At 67.0% G+C, this 18123-nt stretch carries 18 protein-coding genes and 1 rRNA gene; 7 read left to right on the forward strand and 12 right to left on the reverse strand.

What is annotated here, in order from left to right; translation table 11 throughout:
• Positions 1-81, forward strand: a 5S ribosomal RNA gene (rrf, locus tag OOZ48_RS18550); the annotation flags it as partial.
• Between the two features lie 94 nt (positions 82-175).
• On the opposite strand, the gene OOZ48_RS10885 is transcribed toward rrf, so the two are convergent.
• The 9 genes from OOZ48_RS10885 to OOZ48_RS10925 form a co-directional block, all read right to left on the reverse strand.
• Positions 176-1636, reverse strand: coding sequence for an Nramp family divalent metal transporter (locus tag OOZ48_RS10885; RefSeq protein WP_269498205.1), 1461 nt, complete (start codon positions 1634-1636; stop codon positions 176-178).
• A 155-nt stretch (positions 1637-1791) separates the two neighbouring features.
• Complete coding sequence (locus tag OOZ48_RS10890; RefSeq protein WP_269498207.1) at positions 1792-2424, reverse strand: Maf family protein; 633 nt, start codon at positions 2422-2424, stop codon at positions 1792-1794.
• Positions 2425-2455: 31 nt separating this feature from the next.
• Positions 2456-3898, reverse strand: coding sequence for a pyruvate kinase (gene pyk / locus OOZ48_RS10895; protein WP_269498209.1), 1443 nt, complete (start codon positions 3896-3898; stop codon positions 2456-2458).
• A 14-nt stretch (positions 3899-3912) separates the two neighbouring features.
• On the reverse strand, positions 3913-4383 hold the full coding sequence (gene rlmH, locus OOZ48_RS10900) for a 23S rRNA (pseudouridine(1915)-N(3))-methyltransferase RlmH (protein ID WP_269498210.1): 471 nt from the start codon (positions 4381-4383) through the stop codon (positions 3913-3915).
• Positions 4384-4402: 19 nt separating this feature from the next.
• Positions 4403-4780 (reverse strand): ribosome silencing factor, encoded by a 378-nt coding sequence (gene rsfS, locus OOZ48_RS10905; RefSeq protein WP_269498212.1) that lies wholly within the window; start codon positions 4778-4780, stop codon positions 4403-4405.
• Complete coding sequence (nadD, locus tag OOZ48_RS10910; protein WP_269498214.1) at positions 4777-5397, reverse strand: nicotinate (nicotinamide) nucleotide adenylyltransferase; 621 nt, start codon at positions 5395-5397, stop codon at positions 4777-4779. The genes rsfS and nadD overlap by 4 nt, the downstream gene beginning before the upstream one ends.
• Complete coding sequence (gene hemF / locus OOZ48_RS10915) at positions 5397-6299, reverse strand: oxygen-dependent coproporphyrinogen oxidase (protein ID WP_269498216.1); 903 nt, start codon at positions 6297-6299, stop codon at positions 5397-5399. The genes nadD and hemF overlap by 1 nt, the downstream gene beginning before the upstream one ends.
• 14 nt (positions 6300-6313) lie before the next feature.
• Positions 6314-7603, reverse strand: coding sequence for a phosphoribosylamine--glycine ligase (gene purD / locus OOZ48_RS10920; protein ID WP_269498218.1), 1290 nt, complete (start codon positions 7601-7603; stop codon positions 6314-6316).
• Positions 7600-8331, reverse strand: a complete 732-nt coding sequence (locus OOZ48_RS10925) for a YebC/PmpR family DNA-binding transcriptional regulator (protein WP_269498220.1) — start codon at positions 8329-8331, stop codon at positions 7600-7602. The genes purD and OOZ48_RS10925 overlap by 4 nt, the downstream gene beginning before the upstream one ends.
• A gap of 174 nt (positions 8332-8505) precedes the next feature.
• Between OOZ48_RS10925 and OOZ48_RS10930 the strand changes: the two genes are divergently transcribed.
• A complete protein-coding gene (locus OOZ48_RS10930; protein WP_269498222.1) occupies positions 8506-9489 on the forward strand; it encodes a quinone oxidoreductase family protein in 984 nt (327 codons plus the stop codon).
• A gap of 3 nt (positions 9490-9492) precedes the next feature.
• Here the strand turns inward: OOZ48_RS10930 and OOZ48_RS10935 are convergent, their stop codons facing one another.
• Entirely contained in the window at positions 9493-10506 is a 1014-nt protein-coding gene (locus OOZ48_RS10935; protein WP_269498225.1) for a class 1 fructose-bisphosphatase, read from the reverse strand.
• 51 nt (positions 10507-10557) lie between these two features.
• Positions 10558-13260 (reverse strand): aminopeptidase N, encoded by a 2703-nt coding sequence (gene pepN, locus OOZ48_RS10940; protein WP_269498227.1) that lies wholly within the window; start codon positions 13258-13260, stop codon positions 10558-10560.
• 216 nt (positions 13261-13476) lie between these two features.
• Between pepN and OOZ48_RS10945 the strand changes: the two genes are divergently transcribed.
• Positions 13477-14079 (forward strand): DUF4136 domain-containing protein, encoded by a 603-nt coding sequence (locus OOZ48_RS10945; protein ID WP_269498229.1) that lies wholly within the window; start codon positions 13477-13479, stop codon positions 14077-14079.
• Between the two features lie 15 nt (positions 14080-14094).
• On the opposite strand, the gene OOZ48_RS10950 is transcribed toward OOZ48_RS10945, so the two are convergent.
• Complete coding sequence (locus tag OOZ48_RS10950) at positions 14095-14442, reverse strand: H-NS histone family protein (RefSeq protein WP_269498231.1); 348 nt, start codon at positions 14440-14442, stop codon at positions 14095-14097.
• A 140-nt stretch (positions 14443-14582) separates the two neighbouring features.
• Between OOZ48_RS10950 and OOZ48_RS10955 the strand changes: the two genes are divergently transcribed.
• From OOZ48_RS10955 to ectA, 4 genes are all read left to right on the forward strand, one after another.
• The gene (locus tag OOZ48_RS10955) at positions 14583-15413 is read left to right on the forward strand and encodes a carbon-nitrogen hydrolase family protein (protein ID WP_442867574.1); all 831 of its coding nucleotides are present in this window, start codon (positions 14583-14585) and stop codon (positions 15411-15413) included.
• Positions 15414-15435: 22 nt separating this feature from the next.
• Positions 15436-16890, forward strand: a complete 1455-nt coding sequence (tldD, locus tag OOZ48_RS10960) for a metalloprotease TldD (RefSeq protein WP_269498233.1) — start codon at positions 15436-15438, stop codon at positions 16888-16890.
• Positions 16891-17068: 178 nt separating this feature from the next.
• Positions 17069-17608, forward strand: coding sequence for a MarR family winged helix-turn-helix transcriptional regulator (locus tag OOZ48_RS10965; RefSeq protein WP_269498236.1), 540 nt, complete (start codon positions 17069-17071; stop codon positions 17606-17608).
• Positions 17605-18111: a diaminobutyrate acetyltransferase gene (ectA, locus tag OOZ48_RS10970; protein ID WP_269498239.1), complete on the forward strand. Its 507-nt coding sequence runs from the start codon at positions 17605-17607 to the stop codon at positions 18109-18111. The genes OOZ48_RS10965 and ectA overlap by 4 nt, the downstream gene beginning before the upstream one ends.
• Positions 18112-18123: the final 12 nt, after the last annotated feature.

Here is an 18123-nt window from a genome sequence, read left to right on the forward strand (position 1 = left end):
TCCCATCCCGAACAGGACAGTGAAACGCCTTCGCGCCGATGATAGTGGATGGACATCTGTGAAAGTAGGTCATCGTCAGGCTCTGATGCAAAACCCCCGCAAGGATCAACCTTGCGGGGGTTTTTTTATGGGCGTTCCCTGCCAATAAGATCCGGGCGCAAAGCGCCCGGGCCCATTAGAACAGCTTGCCGAACTGCGTGATGATCAGGTAGATCGAAAAGCCGCCGTAAAAGATCACCGCCCACAGCACCGCCACGTAGCGCACGCCGCCCAGGCCCAGCGCCTTGGGCAGCATGCCGCGGTTGAGCTTGATCAGCAGCACCGAGTACACGAACATCACCAGCCCATTGAGCGCCGAGGCGATGACCAGCAGCACCAGCGGCTGGCTGACGCCGGCCAGCAGGATGACCGAGCCGAAGATCACCATCAGCCAGACCACCAGGAAGTACAGCCGGCTTTCGCTCCAGGTCTGGCTGTCGCGCAGCCAGTTGGCCTTGATGATGTCGGCCACGATACGGGCGATCATGTCCACCACCGTCAGGTTGGTGGACAGCAGTACGGCGACGCCCGTGAACCAGAAGGCGGGACCCGCCCAGCTGCCGACATCCGTGTTCAGGCTTTCACCCAGCAGGCGTACGAAGTCGAAGTTCTGCGCGGTGCTGCCCACCCCGACGTAGGTGAAGGCCAGCATCATGAAGAGCATGATGGCAAGCCAGCCCAGCACGAAGAAGGTGATGAACTGCTCGCGGTCGGCGACGCGCCACCAGCCGCGCCAGCGCGCCATGTTGGCCTCGTCCTGCGGAAAGAAATAGCCGATCGAGGCGCTGGTGGTTTCCTGGCCGGTGATCGGCGAGACGATCTTGGGCAGGTGCGCACCCATGCCCAGGCCCTTGTCGCGCACCCAGTTGGATTGGGCCAGGTTCATGACGCCGCCGGCGCCCGCGAAGGCGATGGCACCCAGCAGCAGTGCAGTGGGGATCGAGCCGATGGCGCTGGGGATCTGCGGGATCTCGGTGGTGAAGCCCGACAGCAGCGCCGACCAGCTGGAGCCGCCCAGCAGGCCGAAGATCATGTAGAGCATGAACAGCAGGATCAGGGCCACCAGGAAGAACTGGATCTTTTCCACCGTCTTGTAGACCACGGGAGAGACGGTCAACACGATGCCGATCAGGACCAGCGATGCGATCGTGATTGGGATCACGGCGCCTTGGGAAAGCCCGAAGGCGTAAGTCAGCGCGGTGGAACTGCCGGTCGCCCATCCCGGCCACATCCAGGGGACCACGGCCATGATGATGAACAGCCAGCTCCAGGGTTTCCAGAGTCGCGTGAACCCCGTCACCGCCGTTTCCCCCGTGGCCAGGGTGTAGCGGGTGATCTCCATGTTCAGGTAGTACTGGGTGAGGATGCCGATCGTGGCCAGCCACACCAGCGCGAGGCCGGTCTGGGTCGAGATGTACGGCCACAGCACGAATTCGCCCGATCCGATCGAGCCCGCCAGCAGCAGCACGCTGGGGCCGATGACTTGCTTGAGGGGGAGGGGTTCGGGGAGGTCGCGGTAGGTGACCGGAGGTAGGTTGACGCTGGAGATTTCGGGTGCGATCTGGGGCGAACCCGTGTCGCTGGCTTGAGTGACCATGTGCAATACCTTTTTCGTGAGTGAAGATACTTGCAACGGTGGCCATGCCATGCAGCCATGGCCATCACCATACCCTGACAGGAAATTGTAAGGGGGTACCGCGATCCTAATGCGCCAAGCGAATACGGGTCAAGTAAATGCGAATGATTACAGGGTTATCCCTTGCGTTCATGAATGGCCGCAGCCTGCTCCAGGAGCTGCGCGGTTTCATAGGCGGGCAGCCCCATGACGCCGGTATAGCTGCCCGCCAGGTGCTGGACGAACACGCCCGCGCGTCCCTGGATGGCGTAGGCCCCTGCCTTGCCCAGCGGCTCGCCGGTGGCGCAGTAGGCCTGGATGTCGGCGCGCGAGAGCGGCTTGAAGCGGACCTGGCTGGCGCTCAGGCCTTCGAGGATGCGGCCCTTGGACGCCAGCGCCACGGCGGTATGAACCCGGTGACTGCGGCCCGAAAGGCGGGTGAGCATCGATTCGGCGTCGGCCAGGTCGCGCGGCTTGCCCAGGACCTGGCCCTCGAGGATGACGGTCGTGTCGGCGGCAAGGACGAATGCCTGATCCGGCGGCAGGAAGCCTTCCGGACGCTGCGGGCCGGCCAGCCACAGGATGGCGCGCTCGGCCTTTTCCCGTGCCGTGCGACGCACGTAGTCCTCGGCGGCCTCGCCGGGCCATTGCGGCTCGTCCTCGCCCTCGGGCGCCGGGACGCGCAGCACACGGTGGGCGATGCCGATCTGGTCGAGGATTTCCCGGCGCCGGGGGCTGGCCGAGGCCAGATAGAGCGGGGCGGCCGTCATGGGACGGATCTATGAAGGATATCCGTACAAGTCATTGGACGCGCAGGATCTTGAGGCCGTTGGTGCCGCCGCTGTCGCTATAGAAGTCGCCCTTGGTCAGGATGATCCAGTCGCCGGCCTCGAGCAGGCCGCGGGCGCGCAGGATGTCGATGGCGGCATCGCTGACCTCCGCGGGCGGCAGCGCCGCGGCGTCGAAAGCCTCGGGGTAGACGCCGCGAAACAGGGCGGCGCGCCGCTGCGTGGTGACGTGGCGCGTGTAGCAGTGGATGGGCACGCCCGAGCGGATGCGCGACATGATCAGCGGCGTGTGGCCGCTTTCGGTGAGGCTGATGATGGCCTTGATGCCCGGAAAATGATTGGCGGCATACATGCTGGCCAGCGCGATGGTGTCGTCGCAGCGGGTGAAGGTCTCGCCCAGCCGATGATGCGAGCGGGTGCTGGTGGGTTCTTGTTCGGCGCCCAGGCAGACCCGCGCCATGGCGGCGACGGCCTCGACCGGATACTGGCCCGAGGCGCTTTCGGCCGACAGCATGACGGCGTCGGTGTAGTCCAGCACGGCGTTGGCCACGTCCGAGACCTCGGCGCGCGTGGGCAGCGGGCTGGCGATCATGGACTCCATCATCTGGGTGGCGGTGATCACGAGCTTGTTCAGGGTGCGCGCATGCTGGATGATGCGCTTCTGGATGCCGGCCAGCCGGGCATCGCCGATCTCGACCCCCAGGTCGCCGCGCGCCACCATGACGCCGTCGCTGGCCCGGATCAGCCCGTCGAGGGCCTCGTCGTCGGCGACGGCCTCGGCGCGTTCGATCTTGGCGATGATCCAGGCGGGACTGCCGGCGGCCCTCACGAGGCTGCGGGCTTGTTCGATGTCGGCCCCGGTGCGCGGGAACGAGACGGCCACGTAGTCCAGTTCCAGTTCCGCCGCCAGGCGGATGTCCTCGCGGTCCTTGTCCGTCAGGCTGGGCGCCGAGATGCCGCCGCCGCGGCGGTTGATGCCCTTGTTGTTGGACAGCGGCCCGCCCACGGCGACGGTGGTGTGCACGCTGCTGTCCTCGACCCGGTCGACCCGCAGGATCACGCGCCCGTCATCCAGCAGCAGTTCGTCGCCCGGCGCGCAATCGCGCACCAGCGGCGGATAGTCGATGCCGACGATGTGCGAATCGCCGGCATCGGCGGGGTGGTCCGTGGACAGCGTGAAGGGATCGCCCGCATGCAGGGTGACCGCGCCCTCGGCGAAGCGCGCGATGCGGATCTTGGGGCCCTGCAGGTCGCCCATGATGGCGATGTGGCGGCCCAGGCGGCCCGAGATGTCGCGGATCAGGCGGGCCCGCTCGCGGTGCTCGTCCGCCGTACCGTGCGAGAAATTCAGGCGGGCGACGTCCATCCCGGCGAGGATCAGGGCCTCGATGCGTTGGGCCGAGGAGCTTGCGGGGCCGAGGGTGGCGACGATCTTGGTGCGGCGGCGGGCATTCATGGCGGGGCCTCCGTTCAGGCGCGATGGTAGGGATGCCCGGACAGTATGGCCCAGGCGCGGTAGATTTGTTCGGCCAGCAGGACGCGGACCATGGGATGCGGCAGCGTCAGCGAGGACAGCCGGATCGTCTGGTGCCCACGTCGCTTCAGATCCGGATCCAGCCCGTCGGGCCCGCCGACGAGGAAGGCGACATCCCGGCCCTCGCCGCGCCAGTTCTCGAGGAGCCGCGCAAGGCCCACGGTGTCGAGGTCCCGGCCATGCTCGTCGAGCACGACCCGCCAGGCCTGGGCGGGCAGGGCGGCCTCGATGCGCTGTGCCTCGGCCAGCATGAGCTGCGCAGGTGTCTTGCCGGAACTGCGGGGCTCGGGCTTGATCTCGACGAGTTCCAGCGCGCAGTCGGGGGGCAGGCGCTTGGCGTAGTCTTTCCAGGCCTCTTGCACCCAGGCCGGCATGCGCACGCCTACAGCGTATACCTGGATCTTCATGTGCGGCGGGCGATGGCCGTCAATCCTCGAAGGCGGCCTGGGCGGGCCCCTGCGGCAGGAGCTTGACCCGCACGGGCTTGGCGCCCCAGATTTCCTCGAGGTGATAGTACGCGCGTATCGCGGGCTGCATGCAATGCACGACGATGTCGCCCAGGTCGATCAGCACCCATTCGCCGGATTCCTCGCCTTCGCAGGCGATCACCTGGATCCCGCGGCGTTTGGCCTGGTCGGCGACGTGGCTGGCGATGGCGCGCGTCTGCCGGTTGGATGTGCCGCTGGCGATGATGACCCGGTCGAACAGGCCGGTGAGGCCGGTGGTGTTGTAGACCTTGATGTCCTGGGCCTTGACGTCCTCGAGGGCGTCGATGACGATGCGTTGCTGTTTCTGGATGTTCATAGAGGGCGGTTGGGGTCCGGAGTGGCCGCCGGATCGGAGTAGAGGTGGTGCGTCCGGATGTATTCGAGCACGTTCGGGTCCAGCATATCATCGACCGGCCCGCCCGTGCGCAGGGCGTGCCGGATGCCGGTGGCGGTGATCGCCAGGGGTGGGAAGGGAATGCGCAGCAGCGCGTGTCCCGACTGGTCCAGGGCCTGCTGGAGATCGATCGGCGGCGTATCCACCGATCCCGGACGCTGGGCGACGGCCAGGCGGACCCGTGCGATGATGTCGCGCCAGCGGTGCCAGGTACAGAAATTCGCCAGTTGGTCGGCCCCCAGGATCCAGGTGTAGCGGGCCGGAGGGAGGGCGTCCAGGGTGTCTATGGTATAGGTCGCGCCCGGACGTTGGAGTTCGATCGGATTCACCAGCAGGCGCGGGTCGTCCCGGCAGGCGATCTCGAGCATGCGCCGGCGATGGTCGGGGCCGGCGCCCAGGGCTTGGCGCTGCCAGGGCCGATGGGCGGGCAGCAGCTCGACGCGGTCGAGCGCCAGGGCCTCGAGCGCGGCTTGCGCCAGTGCGATATGGGCGCGGTGGACGGGATCGAAGCTGCCGCCCAGGAGCCCGATCCGCGGCACTACACCCATTCCCGGGGCTTGAGGTAGTCGGCGAGCGCGGCTTCCGGGCTGCCGGGTTCGGGCGTCCAGTCATAGCGCCATTGGGCGATGGGCGGCATGGACAGCAGGATCGATTCGGTGCGGCCCCCCGATTGCAGCCCGAACAGCGTACCCCGGTCGTAGACCAGGTTGAATTCCACGTAGCGGCCGCGGCGGTACGCCTGGAAGTCGCGCTGGGCCTGGGTGTAAGGCGCGTCCTTGCGGCGTTCCACGATGGGCACGTAGGCGGGCAGGAAGCATTCGCCCACGGCGCGGGTCAGGGCGAAGCAGGTCTCGAAGTCCGGTGCGTCGAGGTCGTCGAAGAACAGGCCGCCCACGCCCCGGGTCTCGCCCCGGTGGCGCAATAGAAAATAATCGTCGCACCAGGTCTTGTACGCGGGATATTTGTCCTCGCCGAAAGGGGCGACCGCGTCGCGGCAGACCCTGTGGAAATGGCGCGCATCGGCCTCGTGGGGATAGTATGGGGTAAGGTCGAGCCCGCCGCCGAACCAGAACACATCCTCGGCGCCGTCGCTCCCGCGCGCCACGAAGAGGCGCACGTTCATGTGCGTGGTGGGCACATGCGGATTGCGCGGATGCAGCACCATCGACACGCCCATGGCCTCCCAGGCCCGGCCCGCCAGCCCGGGGCGATGGGCGCTGGCCGAGGGCGGCAGCGTCGTCCCCTGGACATGGCTGAAGAGCACGCCGGCGCGCTCGAAGACACGGCCGCCCTCGAGGTGGCGCGTCAGCCCGCCGCCGCCTTCCGGCCGGGTCCAGGCGTCGTGCCCGAAGGCGCCGCCCTCCAGCGCCTCGAGGGCGCGCACGATGCCGGCCTGCAGGTCGATGAAGGTGTCGTGGACGCGATGGGTGGGGACGGGCATGGATATCCTTGGGCTCAGGGTCTGGCGGCCGGCAGGGCGCGCCAGCCGATGTCCCGGCGGAATTGGCGGCCTTCGAAAACGGTCTGCGACACGGCGTCGTAGGCGGCCTGCTGGGCGCGGCGGATCGAATCCGCGAGGACGGTCACGCAGAGCACCCGTCCGCCGTTGGTGACGAGGGCCTGATCACGCAGGGCGGTGCCGGCATGGAAGATCATGCAGGTGTCGGTGTCGGGGGCCAGGCCGCTGATGGGATCGCCCTTGCGCGGGGATTCCGGATACCCCGCGGCCGCCAGCACCACGCCCAGCGCCGTGCGGCGGTCCCAGTCGATTTCGGCCTGATCGAGGGTGCCCGAGAGGGCGTGTTCGAAGACGGTCGTGAGGTCGCTCTTGATGCGCATCATGATCGGCTGGGTCTCGGGGTCGCCCAGCCGGCAATTGAATTCCAGCACCTTGAGGCTGCGCGCGGCATCGGCGCCCGGTCCTATCATCAGGCCCGCGTACAGGAATCCGGTATACGGTATGCCGTCGCGTGCCATGCCTTGCATCGTGGGCAGGATGATCTCGCGCATGATGCGGTTGTGCAGGGCGGGCGTGATGATGGGTGCGGGCGAATAGGCCCCCATGCCGCCGGTGTTCGGTCCCTGGTCGCCGTCGTTCAGGCGTTTGTGGTCCTGGCTGGTGGCCAGGGCGAGGACGTGATGCCCATCGCACATGACGATGAAGCTGGCCTCCTCGCCCTCGAGGAAGTCCTCGACCACCACGCGCGCACCGGCCGCCCCCAGGCGGCCGTCGCCCAGCATGTGGTCCACGGCCGCAGTCGCCTCGTCGAGGGTGGCGGCGACGACGACCCCCTTGCCGGCGGCCAGCCCGTCGGCCTTGACGACGATGGGCGCGCCACGTCCGAGGATGTAGGCCTTGGCGGCGGCAGGATCGGTGAAGGTCTGGTGCGCCGCGGTGGGGATGCCGTGGCGCTGCATGAAGGATTTGGCGTAGTCCTTGGAGCTTTCGAGCTGGGCCGCCTCGCGGGTCGGGCCAAAGATGCGCAGGCCGGCCGCCCGAAAGGCGTCGACGATGCCGGCGGCCAGCGGCGCCTCGGGGCCGACCACCGTAAAGGCGATCTTTTCGCGGCGCGCGAAATCGATCAGCCCCTCGGTGTCGTCGACGTCGAGGTTCTGGAGCTGCGGTGTGTGGCCGGTGCCGCCGTTGCCGGGCGCCACGTAGACCGTCTGGACGCGCGGCGATTGGGCCAGACGCCAGGCGAGGGCGTGTTCGCGGCCGCCCGCGCCGATGACCAGGAGTTTCATTCGGCTTCGTCCAGGATGGCGGTGGTGAAGACCTCCTGGACGTCATCCAGGCCTTCGAGAGTATCGATCAGTTTTTGCATGCGTTCGGAGTCCTCGGGCGAGAGCTCGACCTCGCTCAGGGCCTTCATGACGACGCCCTGGACCTCGGGGACGAGGCCCGCCGCCTCGAAGGCGGCCTTGGCCTCGGCGTACTGGCCGGGTTCGCAGATCACCTCGATCACGCCTTCGTCGTCGGATTGCACATCCTCGGCGCCGGCCTCGAGGGCGACTTCCATGACCTGTTCCTCGGAGGTGCCGGGCGCGAACAGGAACTGTCCGCAATGCTTGAACATGAACGACACGCAGCCGTCCTGGCCCAGGTTGCCGCCGTGCTTGGTCAGGGTGTGGCGCACCTCGGACACGGTGCGCTGGCGGTTGTCGGTCATGCAGTCGATCAGCACGGCCGCACCGCCGGCGCCATAGCCTTCATAGCGGATTTCCTCGTAGTTGGCGTCATCGGCGCCGCCTGCGCCGCGCTGGATGGCGCGCAGGATGTTGTCCTTGGGCATATTGGCCGCCGTGGCCTTGTCCCATGCGAGCCGCAGACGGGGATTGGTATCCGGATCCGCGCCGCCGGCGCGGGCGGCAACGGTGATTTCACGGATGATCTTGGTCCAGAGCTTGCCGCGCTTGGCGTCCTGGCGCCCCTTGCGGTGCTGGATGTTTGCCCATTTGCTGTGTCCGGCCATAATAAGCGTCAGTCTTTCAATCGGTTCGTCGGTAAAAGACTGATTTTACCCTCTGTGTCTGCTTCTGGCAGGCGGCGTGAATGGATATCCGGGCCTGGCGAGTGTTCATGCTAGTCTAATGCGGTCTTTGGAAATCAGTCGTTGGGCGCGGCCCCGCGCCTCAAGGAGATCGTTATGGAGCAAAGCAGGAAGGTCCGGATCGAGGCGCATGGCGGTCCGGAGGTCATGCGCATCGTGACCGAGGCGGTGCCTGCGCCGTCTGACCATGAGGTCCTTATCCGGCAAAAGGCCATCGGCCTGAATTTCATCGACATCTATTGTCGCACGGGGCTGTACCCCAATCCTTTGCCGCACGGCCTGGGCTTCGAGGCCGCCGGGGTGGTCGAGGCCGTGGGCGCCGGGGTCCGGCACCTGCGGGTGGGCGATCGGGTCGCCTATGGCCAGAGCCCGCTGGGCGCCTACGCCGAATTGCGCAACGTGCCGGCCGACCGCGTGGTCGCCATTCCCGATTCGGTGGATTTCGAGCAGGCGGCCGCCCTGATGCTCAAGGGCCTGACCGTCCAGTACCTGTTTCGCCAGACCTACCGCCTGAAGGGCGATGAAACCATCCTCTTTCATGCGGCCGCGGGCGGGGTCGGCCTGATCGCCTGCCAGTGGGCCCGTGCCCTGGGCGTGCGTCTGATCGGCACCGCCTCCACGCCCGAAAAGGCCGCGCTGGCCCGGCAAAACGGCGCCTGGGAGGTCATCGACTATACGCGCGAGGACGTCGCGGCGCGCGTGCGCGAACTGACCGACGGCCGCAAGGTGCCGGTGGTCTACGACGGCGTGGGCAAGAGCACCTGGGAGGTCTCCCTGGATTGCCTGCAGCCCAGGGGCCTGATGGTCAGTTTCGGCAATGCGTCCGGGCCGGTCGAAGGCGTCAAGCTCGGCCAACTGGCGACCAAGGGCTCGCTGTACGTGACGCGGCCCACCCTGGGCACGTACGTCGCCTCGGCCCAGGCCATGCAGGAGGCGGCGGCGGACCTGTTCCAGCAGGTCGTGGACGGCCACATCCAGGTGGCCATCGGCCAGCGCTTCGCCCTCGAGGACGTTGCCGAGGCGCACCGCGCCCTGGCCGAGCGCCGCACGACCGGGGCCACGGTGCTGACCCTGGATTGATGATCAGGCCGGATCCCGGTGGTAGCGCCGCAGGCGTTCGACCTCGTTGCGCGACCCCAGGATCACGCCGGTGCGCTGGTGCAGTTCGGCGGGCTGCAGTTCCAGGATGCGCGTGTCGCCGTCGATGGCGGCGCCGCCGGCCTGCTCGATGATGTAGCTCATGGGGTTGGCCTCGTACATGAGGCGCAGCTTGCCCTTGCGGCCCGAGGACCGGGCATCGCGCGGGTACATGAAGACCCCGCCGCGCGTCAGGATGCGGTGCACGTCGGCCACCATCGAGGCGATCCAGCGCATGTTGTAGTTCTTCGCCAGCGGGCCGGTCTCGCCCTGCAGGCATTCGTCGATGTAGCGGCGCACCGGCGCCTCCCAGTGGCGCATGTTCGACATGTTGATGGCGAACTCGGCGGTATCCTCGGGAACGCGGATGTCCTCGTGCGTCAGCAGCCACGAACCCATTTCCCGATCCAGGGTAAAGCCCACGACGCCGGCGCCCACGGTCAGCACCAGCATGGTCTGCGGGCCGTAGACGGCATAGCCCGCCGCCACCTGGCGCGTGCCGGGCTGGAGGAAATCGGCTTCGGCGATCTCGCGGCCCGCGGCCTCGGCCGGCGCCTGGAGGACCGAGAAGATCGTGCCGATCGAGACGTTCACGTCGATGTTCGAGGAGCCGTCCAGGGGATCGAACAGCAGCAGATTCTGGCCCTTGGGATACTGATTCGGGATGCGGTGGATGGTCTGCATTTCCTCGGAGGCCATGGCGGCCAGGTTCCCGCCCCATTCATTGGCCTCGAGCAGGATCTCGTTCGAGAGCACATCGAGCTTTTTCTGCACCTCGCCCTGGACGTTCTCGGTGCCCAGGCTGCCGAGCACGCCGCCCAGCGCGCCCTTGCTGACGGCATGGCTGATGGCCTTGCAGGCGCGCGACACGGTTTCGATGAGCAGCCGGACCTCGGCGGACACGGCCTGGTGTTCGCGCTGCTGCTCGACCAGGTACTGGGTCAGGGATTTGAATTTCAAGGTGGTTCCCCCTTTATATATTGGTGTGAGTGGATGGCTCGGCGGCCGCCGTCAGACGGTCAATGCCTTGGAGACGATTTCCGCGACGTTGCGCGACAGGCCGGGCGCCTCGTGGACGCGGCGCAGGGCTTCGCGCATGCCGTCGCGCGGGCCCTGTGCGTAGCGGGCCCAGTTGTCGAAGGCGCGCGCCAGCCGGGCGGCGATCTCGGGGTTGATGCGATCCAGGGCAAGCACCTGCTCGGCCCAGAATGCATAGCCGTCGGGCGTGTGCAGGCCCTTGAGGTTGTCCATGCAGAAGCGGAACACCAGCGAGCGGGCGCGGTTCGGGTTGCGCAGCGAGAAATCCGGATGGGCCATGAGTTCGCGCACCCGCGCGATGTCGCAGGAAGGCGCGGCCGCCTGGACGGCGAACCAGCGGTCCACCACCAGGGGCTCGTGCCGCCAGCGGGTGTGGAAGTCGGCCAGCAGGGTATCGGCCGCCTCGTGGCCGCCGTCCTGGTTCAGGAGCGCCGCCAGGGCGCCCATGCGCGCGGTCATGTTGCGGGCGTCCCGGTATTGCGCCAGTGCTCTTTCGCGGCCCTCGCCCGCGCCGCCGGCCGCGAGATAAGCAAGGGCGAGATTGCGCAGCGCCCGGCGCCCCGAGGAGACGGGGTCCGGCCGGTAGGGGCCGTCGTCCTCGGCACGGCGATCGTGGATCCGGCGCCAGGCCTCGGCAAGCGCCGTACCGATGGCGCCTTGAACGTGCGTCCAGGCCTGCATCGTCGCCGCCGGGTCCATGGGCTGGGTGAGCTCGAGGATTTCCTTGGGCGAGGGCAGGGCGAGCAGCCGGGCCTGATAGGCCGGCGTCAGGGTATTGTCGGCGAGGGCTGCGCGCCAGGTCTCGAGCAGTGGATCGATGGCGGGCGGCTGCGCCTGTGCCTGGAAGGCGGCGACGCAGGCGAGCAGGTGGCGCCGCGCGAGTTCCTGTCCGGCCTCCCAGCGGGCGAACGGGTCCGTGTCGCAGCGTGCCAGCAGCGCGAGTTCGGCATCCGGGCGGTCGGCCTCGACGATGACCGGCGCCGAGAAATTGCGCAGCAGCGACACCACAGGCCGCCGCTCGATGCCCGGCAGGGTCCAGCTGTGGGACGCCTCGCGCAGCTCGAGCACCACGGTGTCCTGCATCTGGCCTTCCCATGGGATCGGGATGGGTGTGCCGTCGGAATCCAGCAGGCCGATGGCAAAGGGGATGTGCAGGGGTGGCTTGTGCTCGACCGGATCGTGGCGGGTTTCGAGCCCGACCGGCGGGCAATGCTGGCTGAGGGTGATGCGGCAGGTCCGGGCCGCGGCGTCGTGCGCCACCTGGACGCGCACGCGCGGCGTGCCCGCCTGGGCATACCAGCGGCGAAAGACCGATAAGTCCTCGCCGGGCCGCAGCCGACGGTAGACCGATTCCATGGCGTCGACGAAATCATCGCAGGTGACGGCCTGGCCGTCGTGGCGCCGGAAATACTCGTCGAGTCCGGCACGAAAGCCCGCCTCGCCCAGCAATGTGTGCTGCATGCGGATGACCTCGGCGCCTTTTTCGTAGACCGTGGCCGTATAGAAATTGGCGATCTCCTGGTAGCTGTCGGGCCGGATGGGGTGCGCCATGGGGCCGGCGTCCTCGGGAAACTGCGCGATGCGTAAAGTCGTCACGTCGTCGATGCGCTTGACGGCGCGGGCGCTGGCGGCCTCGCGCTCGGGCAGGCCGGAGGCCATCATGTCGGCCGAGAACTCCTGGTCGCGGAATACCGTCAGGCCCTCTTTCAGAGACAGCTGAAACCAATCGCGGCACGTGACCCGGTTGCCGGTCCAGTTGTGGAAGTATTCGTGTCCGATCACCGCCTCGATGCCGCGATAGGCCGCGTCCGTGGCGGTGTCCGGGTCGGCCAGCACATAGGCGGCGTTGAAGATGTTCAGGCCTTTGTTCTCCATGGCCCCCATGTTGAAGTCGCGGGCCGCGACGACCATGAACCGGTCCAGGTCGAGCTCGAGGCCGAAGCGCTGCTCGTCCCAGTGCATCGCCCGCGCCAGGCAATCCAGCGCCCAGCGGGTTTGTTCACCGCAGCCCCGGTCGCTGTAGACCTGCAGGGCGGCGGGGCGGCTGCTGCGTGTGGTCTCGGTGCGCTCGATGCGGTCGAAGTCGCCGGCCACCAGCGCGAACAGATAGCAGGGCTTGGGGTGCGGATCCTCCCAGACGGCCTCGTGGCGGCCGTCGTCCAGGACGCGCTGCGCCGTCGGATTGCCGTTGGACAGCAGCAGCGGAAAAGGGCCGGGCTGGGCGCGCAGCGTGACGTGATAGCGGGACATGACGTCCGGGCGGTCGGGAAACCAGGTGATGCGCCGAAAGCCCTGCGCCTCGCACTGGGTGAACAGCTTTCCGCCCGAGACGTACAGGCCCATCAGGCTGGTGTTCTCCGCGGGCCGGCAAGCGCTGGTCACGATCAGGGTAAAGGGCCGGCCCGCCGGCGGCCGCAGCCTCAGGATCTGGCCGTCCAGCACATAGTCGTTCGCCGACAATAGGCGCCCGTCGAGCGCGATCGAGAGCAGTTCCAGGTCCTCGCCGTAGAGCTCCAGCGGCTGTCCGCCGGGTTCAGCGGCCGGCTCGAAGCACATCGTCGAGCGCACCAGCGTGCGCTCGGGATCCAGATCGAACTCCAGCCGCAGCTCGGGCAGGCGATAGGGGTATGGAACATAATCGAGGCGATGGACGGTCTGGGCGGTATCGGTGCGCATTTTTTCGAGATGGAAACGGAATTTGGCGTGGCCCTCATTGTAGTGCGCACGCCGGTGCCGCGCCCGTGTATCGGTGTGCAACCGCAGGGTTCCGCACGGGTGCCGCAAGCCCTATGATGAAAGCCTGTGGCCCGGGCGGCCGAGTCGTCGTGAAAGAGGTGCGAAATGGTATTGGCGGGGCTCTCGCGTTGTGCGCGAATCGTGCGTCTGGGCGGGATGGCGTGGGCCGCAGTTCTGCTGGCGGGATGCGCATCCACATTTTCCGCGGAGGTCACCCGCTATCAGCAGTGGCCGTCCGACGCCGCGGGCGCGCACTATCGTATCCTGGCCGCCGAAGGCGAAAAGAACGACCTGCAATTCCAGGCTTATACGGACATGGTGCGCGCCGCGATCGGCGTGACCGGCCTCGTGGAGGCCCGCAGCGAGGGCGATGCGCGCTTCGACGTGCGGATCGATTATGGCAGCCCGATGACGCGCGCCTGGATCTCGCGCCCCGTCGACCCCTTTTATTATTCCGGCGGCTTCTATGGATTCAACGGGCCTTATGTCGGCATGTACCGGCCCTGGGGCGGCTGGGCGTTCGGACCGCCGGTCGAGAACGTGCCCGTCGATCTGTATCGCCATACCTTGACGGTGACGATTCAGGATCGACGGCACGACCACCGCGAGGTCTATCGCGCCACCGCGGTCAGCTTGGGCCGGTCCGATAATCTGACAGTGGTGATGCCCTATTTGGCGCGGGCGATATTCGATCGATTTCCCGGGCATAATGCCCAGGTCATCGAGGTCGAGTATCCGATGGGGGGTAGCGGCGGCTGAGAGCCGCCGCGCGCCTCATTGGATCAGGAAGGTGTCGCGGGATTGGCCCTGCGCCTCGGCGTCGGTGATCCAGCGCGGCGCCTTGCCGCGTCCCGTCCAGGTCGCCTTGGTTTCCGGATGACGGTATTTCGGAGGAATGACGCGCTTGGTGGTTTTCGCAGCGGCCTTGCGGGCGCCGCCCCCGCGTCGTCCGAGCGCAGCGGTGATTTCCTCGAGGCTGATATCGTATTCACGCATCGATCGGACGATAGAAGCGATCACAGGCGCGCGCTGCTTGCTTTGCAAGGTTTGCATCTGCTTTTGGAGTTTGGTGATTTCTTTCTCGAGTTTCAGCTTTTGAGTCGAATAGCTTGCTCGGGCCATTATATTTTCCGTATTGAGGGTGGTTGAGGATAAATAATCGGACGTGGCGGTAATTTTAATTCAATATTAATGTTTTGTGGCACCCTTGCAGTGTATTTGAAAGTTTCCGCTGGGTTTAGCCTCTTGGATGGAGTTTGATTTTGGAAAAGACAAGATGCGCGGAAGAACGGCTCTTTCCGGTGGCCGCCGTTCAAATGGTATCGGGGTTTTCCGTCGAGGATAATCTGGCGCGCGCCGGCGCACTGATTGCCGATGCCGCGGCCGGCGGCGCCCGCCTGGTGGTCCTGCCCGAGTATTTCTGTTTCATGGGCGCACGCGACGCGGACAAGATCGGCATCGCGGAGACCGCCGGTCGCGGGCCGATCCAGGAATTCCTGGCCGCGCAGGCCCGCCGGCATGATATTTGGCTGGTGGGCGGGACGTTGCCCTTGCAGAGTCCGGATGCCGACCGCATATATAACGCCTGCCTGGTCTTCGGCCCCGACGGCGGGGTTTGCGCGCGCTACGACAAGGTCCATCTGTTCAGTTTCCGGCGCGGCGACGAATCCTACGATGAATCCGTGGCCATCCGGCCCGGCGACAATGCGCCGCAGGTCTTCGAACTGCCGTTCGGCCGTACGGGCCTGGGCATCTGCTACGATTTGCGCTTCCCCGAGTTTTTCCGCGCGCAGGGGGACGTTCGCCTGATGGTCCTGCCCGCGGCTTTTACCTACACCACGGGTTCAGTACACTGGGAAATATTGCTGCGCGCGCGAGCGATCGAGAATCAATGCTACGTGCTGGCCAGCGCCCAGGGCGGCAAGCACGGCAACGGCCGCAGGACCTGGGGCCATTCCATGCTGGTCGATCCGTGGGGCGAGGTTCTCGGCTGCCTGCCGGAGGGCGAGGGCGTCGTGAGCGGCGGGCTCGATGCCGGGCGCCTCGAGCGTTTGCGTGAATCCCTGCCGGCCCTGCGCCACCGCGTGATGTGATTGTCGAAGACAAAGGAAGGATATGAAACTGATAGAACCGGGCATGGAGTCCCTGGCCACAGCGCGATCGCTGCTGCTCGAGCCCTGGGGGCTCGATGAGTCGCACCTGGCGCGGGCCTTGTCCGAGATCCATGCGCACAAGGTGGATTACGCGGACTTGTATTTCCAGTACAGCTGCAGCGAGGGCTGGAGCCTCGAGGAAGGCATCGTCAAGACCGGCAGCTTTTCCATCGACCAGGGTGTGGGCGTGCGCGCGGTCAGCGGCGAGAAAACGGCGTTTGCCTATTCGGACAGCCTGTCCGAATCGGCGCTGATGTCCTCGGCTCGCGCGGTGCGGACCATCGCCCGGCAGGGGGCCGGGCGGCGGCGCATCGACGGCCCGCCCGATGGCCGCCGGACTTTGTACGCGCCCGTCAATCCGGTCGACTCGCTCTCGGCGCCCGACAAGGTGGCGCTGCTGGAGCGCGTCGAGCGCATGGCGCGCGCCGCCGACCCGGAGGTGATCCAGGTGATGGCGGGATTGGCGGCCGAGTACGACGTGATCCTGGTGGCGGGCAGCGACGGGCGCCTGGTCGCTGACGTGCGCCCGCTGGTCCGTTTGTCGGTCACCGTGATCGCCGAGCGCCACGGCCGCCGCGAAATGGGCAGCGGCGGCGGGGGCGGACGCACCGGCCTGGCGTATTTCACCGACGAGGTGCTGGAAGGGTACGTGCGGCGCGCCGTCCACGAGGCCCGTGTGAATCTCGAAGCCCGGCCCGCGCCTGCCGGCCAGATGACGGTGGTCCTCGGTTCCGGCTGGCCGGGCATCCTGCTGCACGAGGCGGTCGGCCACGGCTTGGAGGGCGACTTCAACCGCAAGGGCTCCAGCGTCTTTTCGGGACGCATCGGCGAGCGCGTGGCCTCGCGCGGCGTCACCGTGGTCGACGACGGCACGCTGGCCGACCGGCGCGGCTCGCTGAACGTGGACGACGAGGGCCATCCGACCCAGCACAACGTGCTGATCGAGGACGGCATCCTCAAGGGCTACATGCAGGATTCGCTCAATGCGCGGCTGATGGGGCAGGCCGCCACCGGCAACGGACGCCGCGAATCCTACGCCCACCTGCCCATGCCGCGCATGACCAACACCTACATGCTGGCCGGCGACACGCCCCCGCAGGACATCATTGCCTCGGTGGATCGCGGGCTGTACGCCGTCAATTTCGGCGGCGGGCAGGTCGACATCACCAGCGGCAAGTTCGTGTTCTCGGCCTCCGAGGCTTACTTGATCGAGAACGGCAAAGTCACCCACCCCGTCAAGGGCGCGACGCTGATCGGCAGCGGCCCCGAGGCCATGAGCCGCATCGCCTTGATTGGTAACGATTTGCAACTGGACAGCGGCGTGGGGACCTGCGGCAAGGAAGGCCAGAGCGTGCCGGTGGGGGTGGGCATGCCGACCCTGCGCATGGACGGTTTGACGGTGGGCGGCACGGCCTGAGGCCTGTTCGTTGCCGCGCAAGGGGGCTCGCCATGATGGCGGGCCCCTTTGCTTTTGCGGCGGCCTTGAGCCGTCCGGCGGTTGACCCATTTGATTCGTGGGCTTATCATTTCAATCGAAATGGATTTTCGCCGCATTTTTGATCGATGAGCGATCGAGGGACACTTGTGAGCAGGCTATGAGCAAAATGGTCGATACGCAGCAGCAGGATTACGATTTGCGCATTCTGCGCGCATTGCGCCGCATTACGCGCTCGGTGGCCCTGCATTCGCGCCAGCTCGCGGCGTGCAGCCACATCACCGGACCCCAGCTCGTCTGCCTGCGCACCGTGATCCAGCATGGCCCCATGACCGCCACGGCGATCAGCCGCGAGGTTCACGTCAGCGCCAGCACGGTGGTCGGCATCCTGGACCGCCTCGAGGACAAGGGCCTGATCGTACGGGAACGCGGCCGCGAGGATCGACGGATCGTATTCATTACCGCGACCGAGGCCGGCCGCGAGCTCGCCCGCGACACGCCGTCCCCCCTGCAGCAAAAGCTCTCCGAATCGCTCAAGGCGCTGCCCGAACTCGAGCAGGCCACGATCACGCTGTCGCTGGAGCGTGTCGTGGCCCTGATGGAGTCCGGTGCCGGCATACAGCAGCCCGCCGACCCGCAATCCCCCATGCTCGAAGTCCCGGTCGGCGGTGTTGCGCCTGAATCGGGATTGGTGGTTTGAGGCTGCGCAAACCCCATCGTTCCGATGGTGCGTCGATGTGCGGGCTGGTCCGCGCCTGCCCGCCTCTCGATGCCAATTCGGCCTACGCCTACCTACTTTTGGCCGAACATTTTCCCGATACCTGCATCCTCGCCGAGGACGACGAGGGCCTGTCGGGTCTGGTGACCGGATATCTGCCGCCCAACCGGCCCGACACGCTGTTTGTCTGGCAGGTCGCGGTGGCGGGCCGCGCCCGCGGCCTGGGGCTGGGGCGCCGCATGCTGCACGCGCTGATCGAGCGCCCGGAATTGGCGGAAATCCACTATATCGAAACCACGGTCGGCCCGGGCAATGCGGCTTCCCGGCGACTATTCGCCGGGCTTGCGCACAGCCTGCGCGCGTCGATCGTCGAGGCGGCATTCTTTGATGCCGCCTTGTTCGGGGCCGGCGACCACGAAGCAGAACCGCTGTTGCGTATCGGCCCATTCGAGACGTCCGCCGTTACGGCGGGCGCTATTTGCTAGACAAAAGGAGGT

It is taken from the genome of Castellaniella sp. S9, assembly GCF_027257175.1.
In the GTDB taxonomy this organism is placed as follows: domain Bacteria; phylum Pseudomonadota; class Gammaproteobacteria; order Burkholderiales; family Burkholderiaceae_B; genus Castellaniella.

Excerpts from the sequence above, each read along its gene's own strand:
- OOZ48_RS10965 (WP_269498236.1), top strand. The coding sequence starts at position 17,069 with ATGAGCAAAATGGTCGATACGCAGCAGCAGGATTACGATTTGCGCATT.
- OOZ48_RS10950 (WP_269498231.1), bottom strand. The coding sequence starts at position 14,442 with ATGGCCCGAGCAAGCTATTCGACTCAAAAGCTGAAACTCGAGAAAGAA.
- OOZ48_RS10930 (WP_269498222.1), top strand. The coding sequence starts at position 8,506 with ATGGAGCAAAGCAGGAAGGTCCGGATCGAGGCGCATGGCGGTCCGGAG.
- pyk (WP_269498209.1), bottom strand. The coding sequence starts at position 3,898 with ATGAATGCCCGCCGCCGCACCAAGATCGTCGCCACCCTCGGCCCCGCA.
- rlmH (WP_269498210.1), bottom strand. The coding sequence starts at position 4,383 with ATGAAGATCCAGGTATACGCTGTAGGCGTGCGCATGCCGGCCTGGGTG.
- tldD (WP_269498233.1), top strand. The coding sequence starts at position 15,436 with ATGAAACTGATAGAACCGGGCATGGAGTCCCTGGCCACAGCGCGATCG.
- OOZ48_RS10945 (WP_269498229.1), top strand. The coding sequence starts at position 13,477 with ATGGCGTGGGCCGCAGTTCTGCTGGCGGGATGCGCATCCACATTTTCC.
- OOZ48_RS10890 (WP_269498207.1), bottom strand. The coding sequence starts at position 2,424 with ATGACGGCCGCCCCGCTCTATCTGGCCTCGGCCAGCCCCCGGCGCCGG.
- rsfS (WP_269498212.1), bottom strand. The coding sequence starts at position 4,780 with ATGAACATCCAGAAACAGCAACGCATCGTCATCGACGCCCTCGAGGAC.
- purD (WP_269498218.1), bottom strand. The coding sequence starts at position 7,603 with ATGAAACTCCTGGTCATCGGCGCGGGCGGCCGCGAACACGCCCTCGCC.
- OOZ48_RS10925 (WP_269498220.1), bottom strand. The coding sequence starts at position 8,331 with ATGGCCGGACACAGCAAATGGGCAAACATCCAGCACCGCAAGGGGCGC.
- OOZ48_RS10885 (WP_269498205.1), bottom strand. The coding sequence starts at position 1,636 with ATGGTCACTCAAGCCAGCGACACGGGTTCGCCCCAGATCGCACCCGAA.
- hemF (WP_269498216.1), bottom strand. The coding sequence starts at position 6,299 with ATGCCCGTCCCCACCCATCGCGTCCACGACACCTTCATCGACCTGCAG.
- pepN (WP_269498227.1), bottom strand. The coding sequence starts at position 13,260 with ATGCGCACCGATACCGCCCAGACCGTCCATCGCCTCGATTATGTTCCA.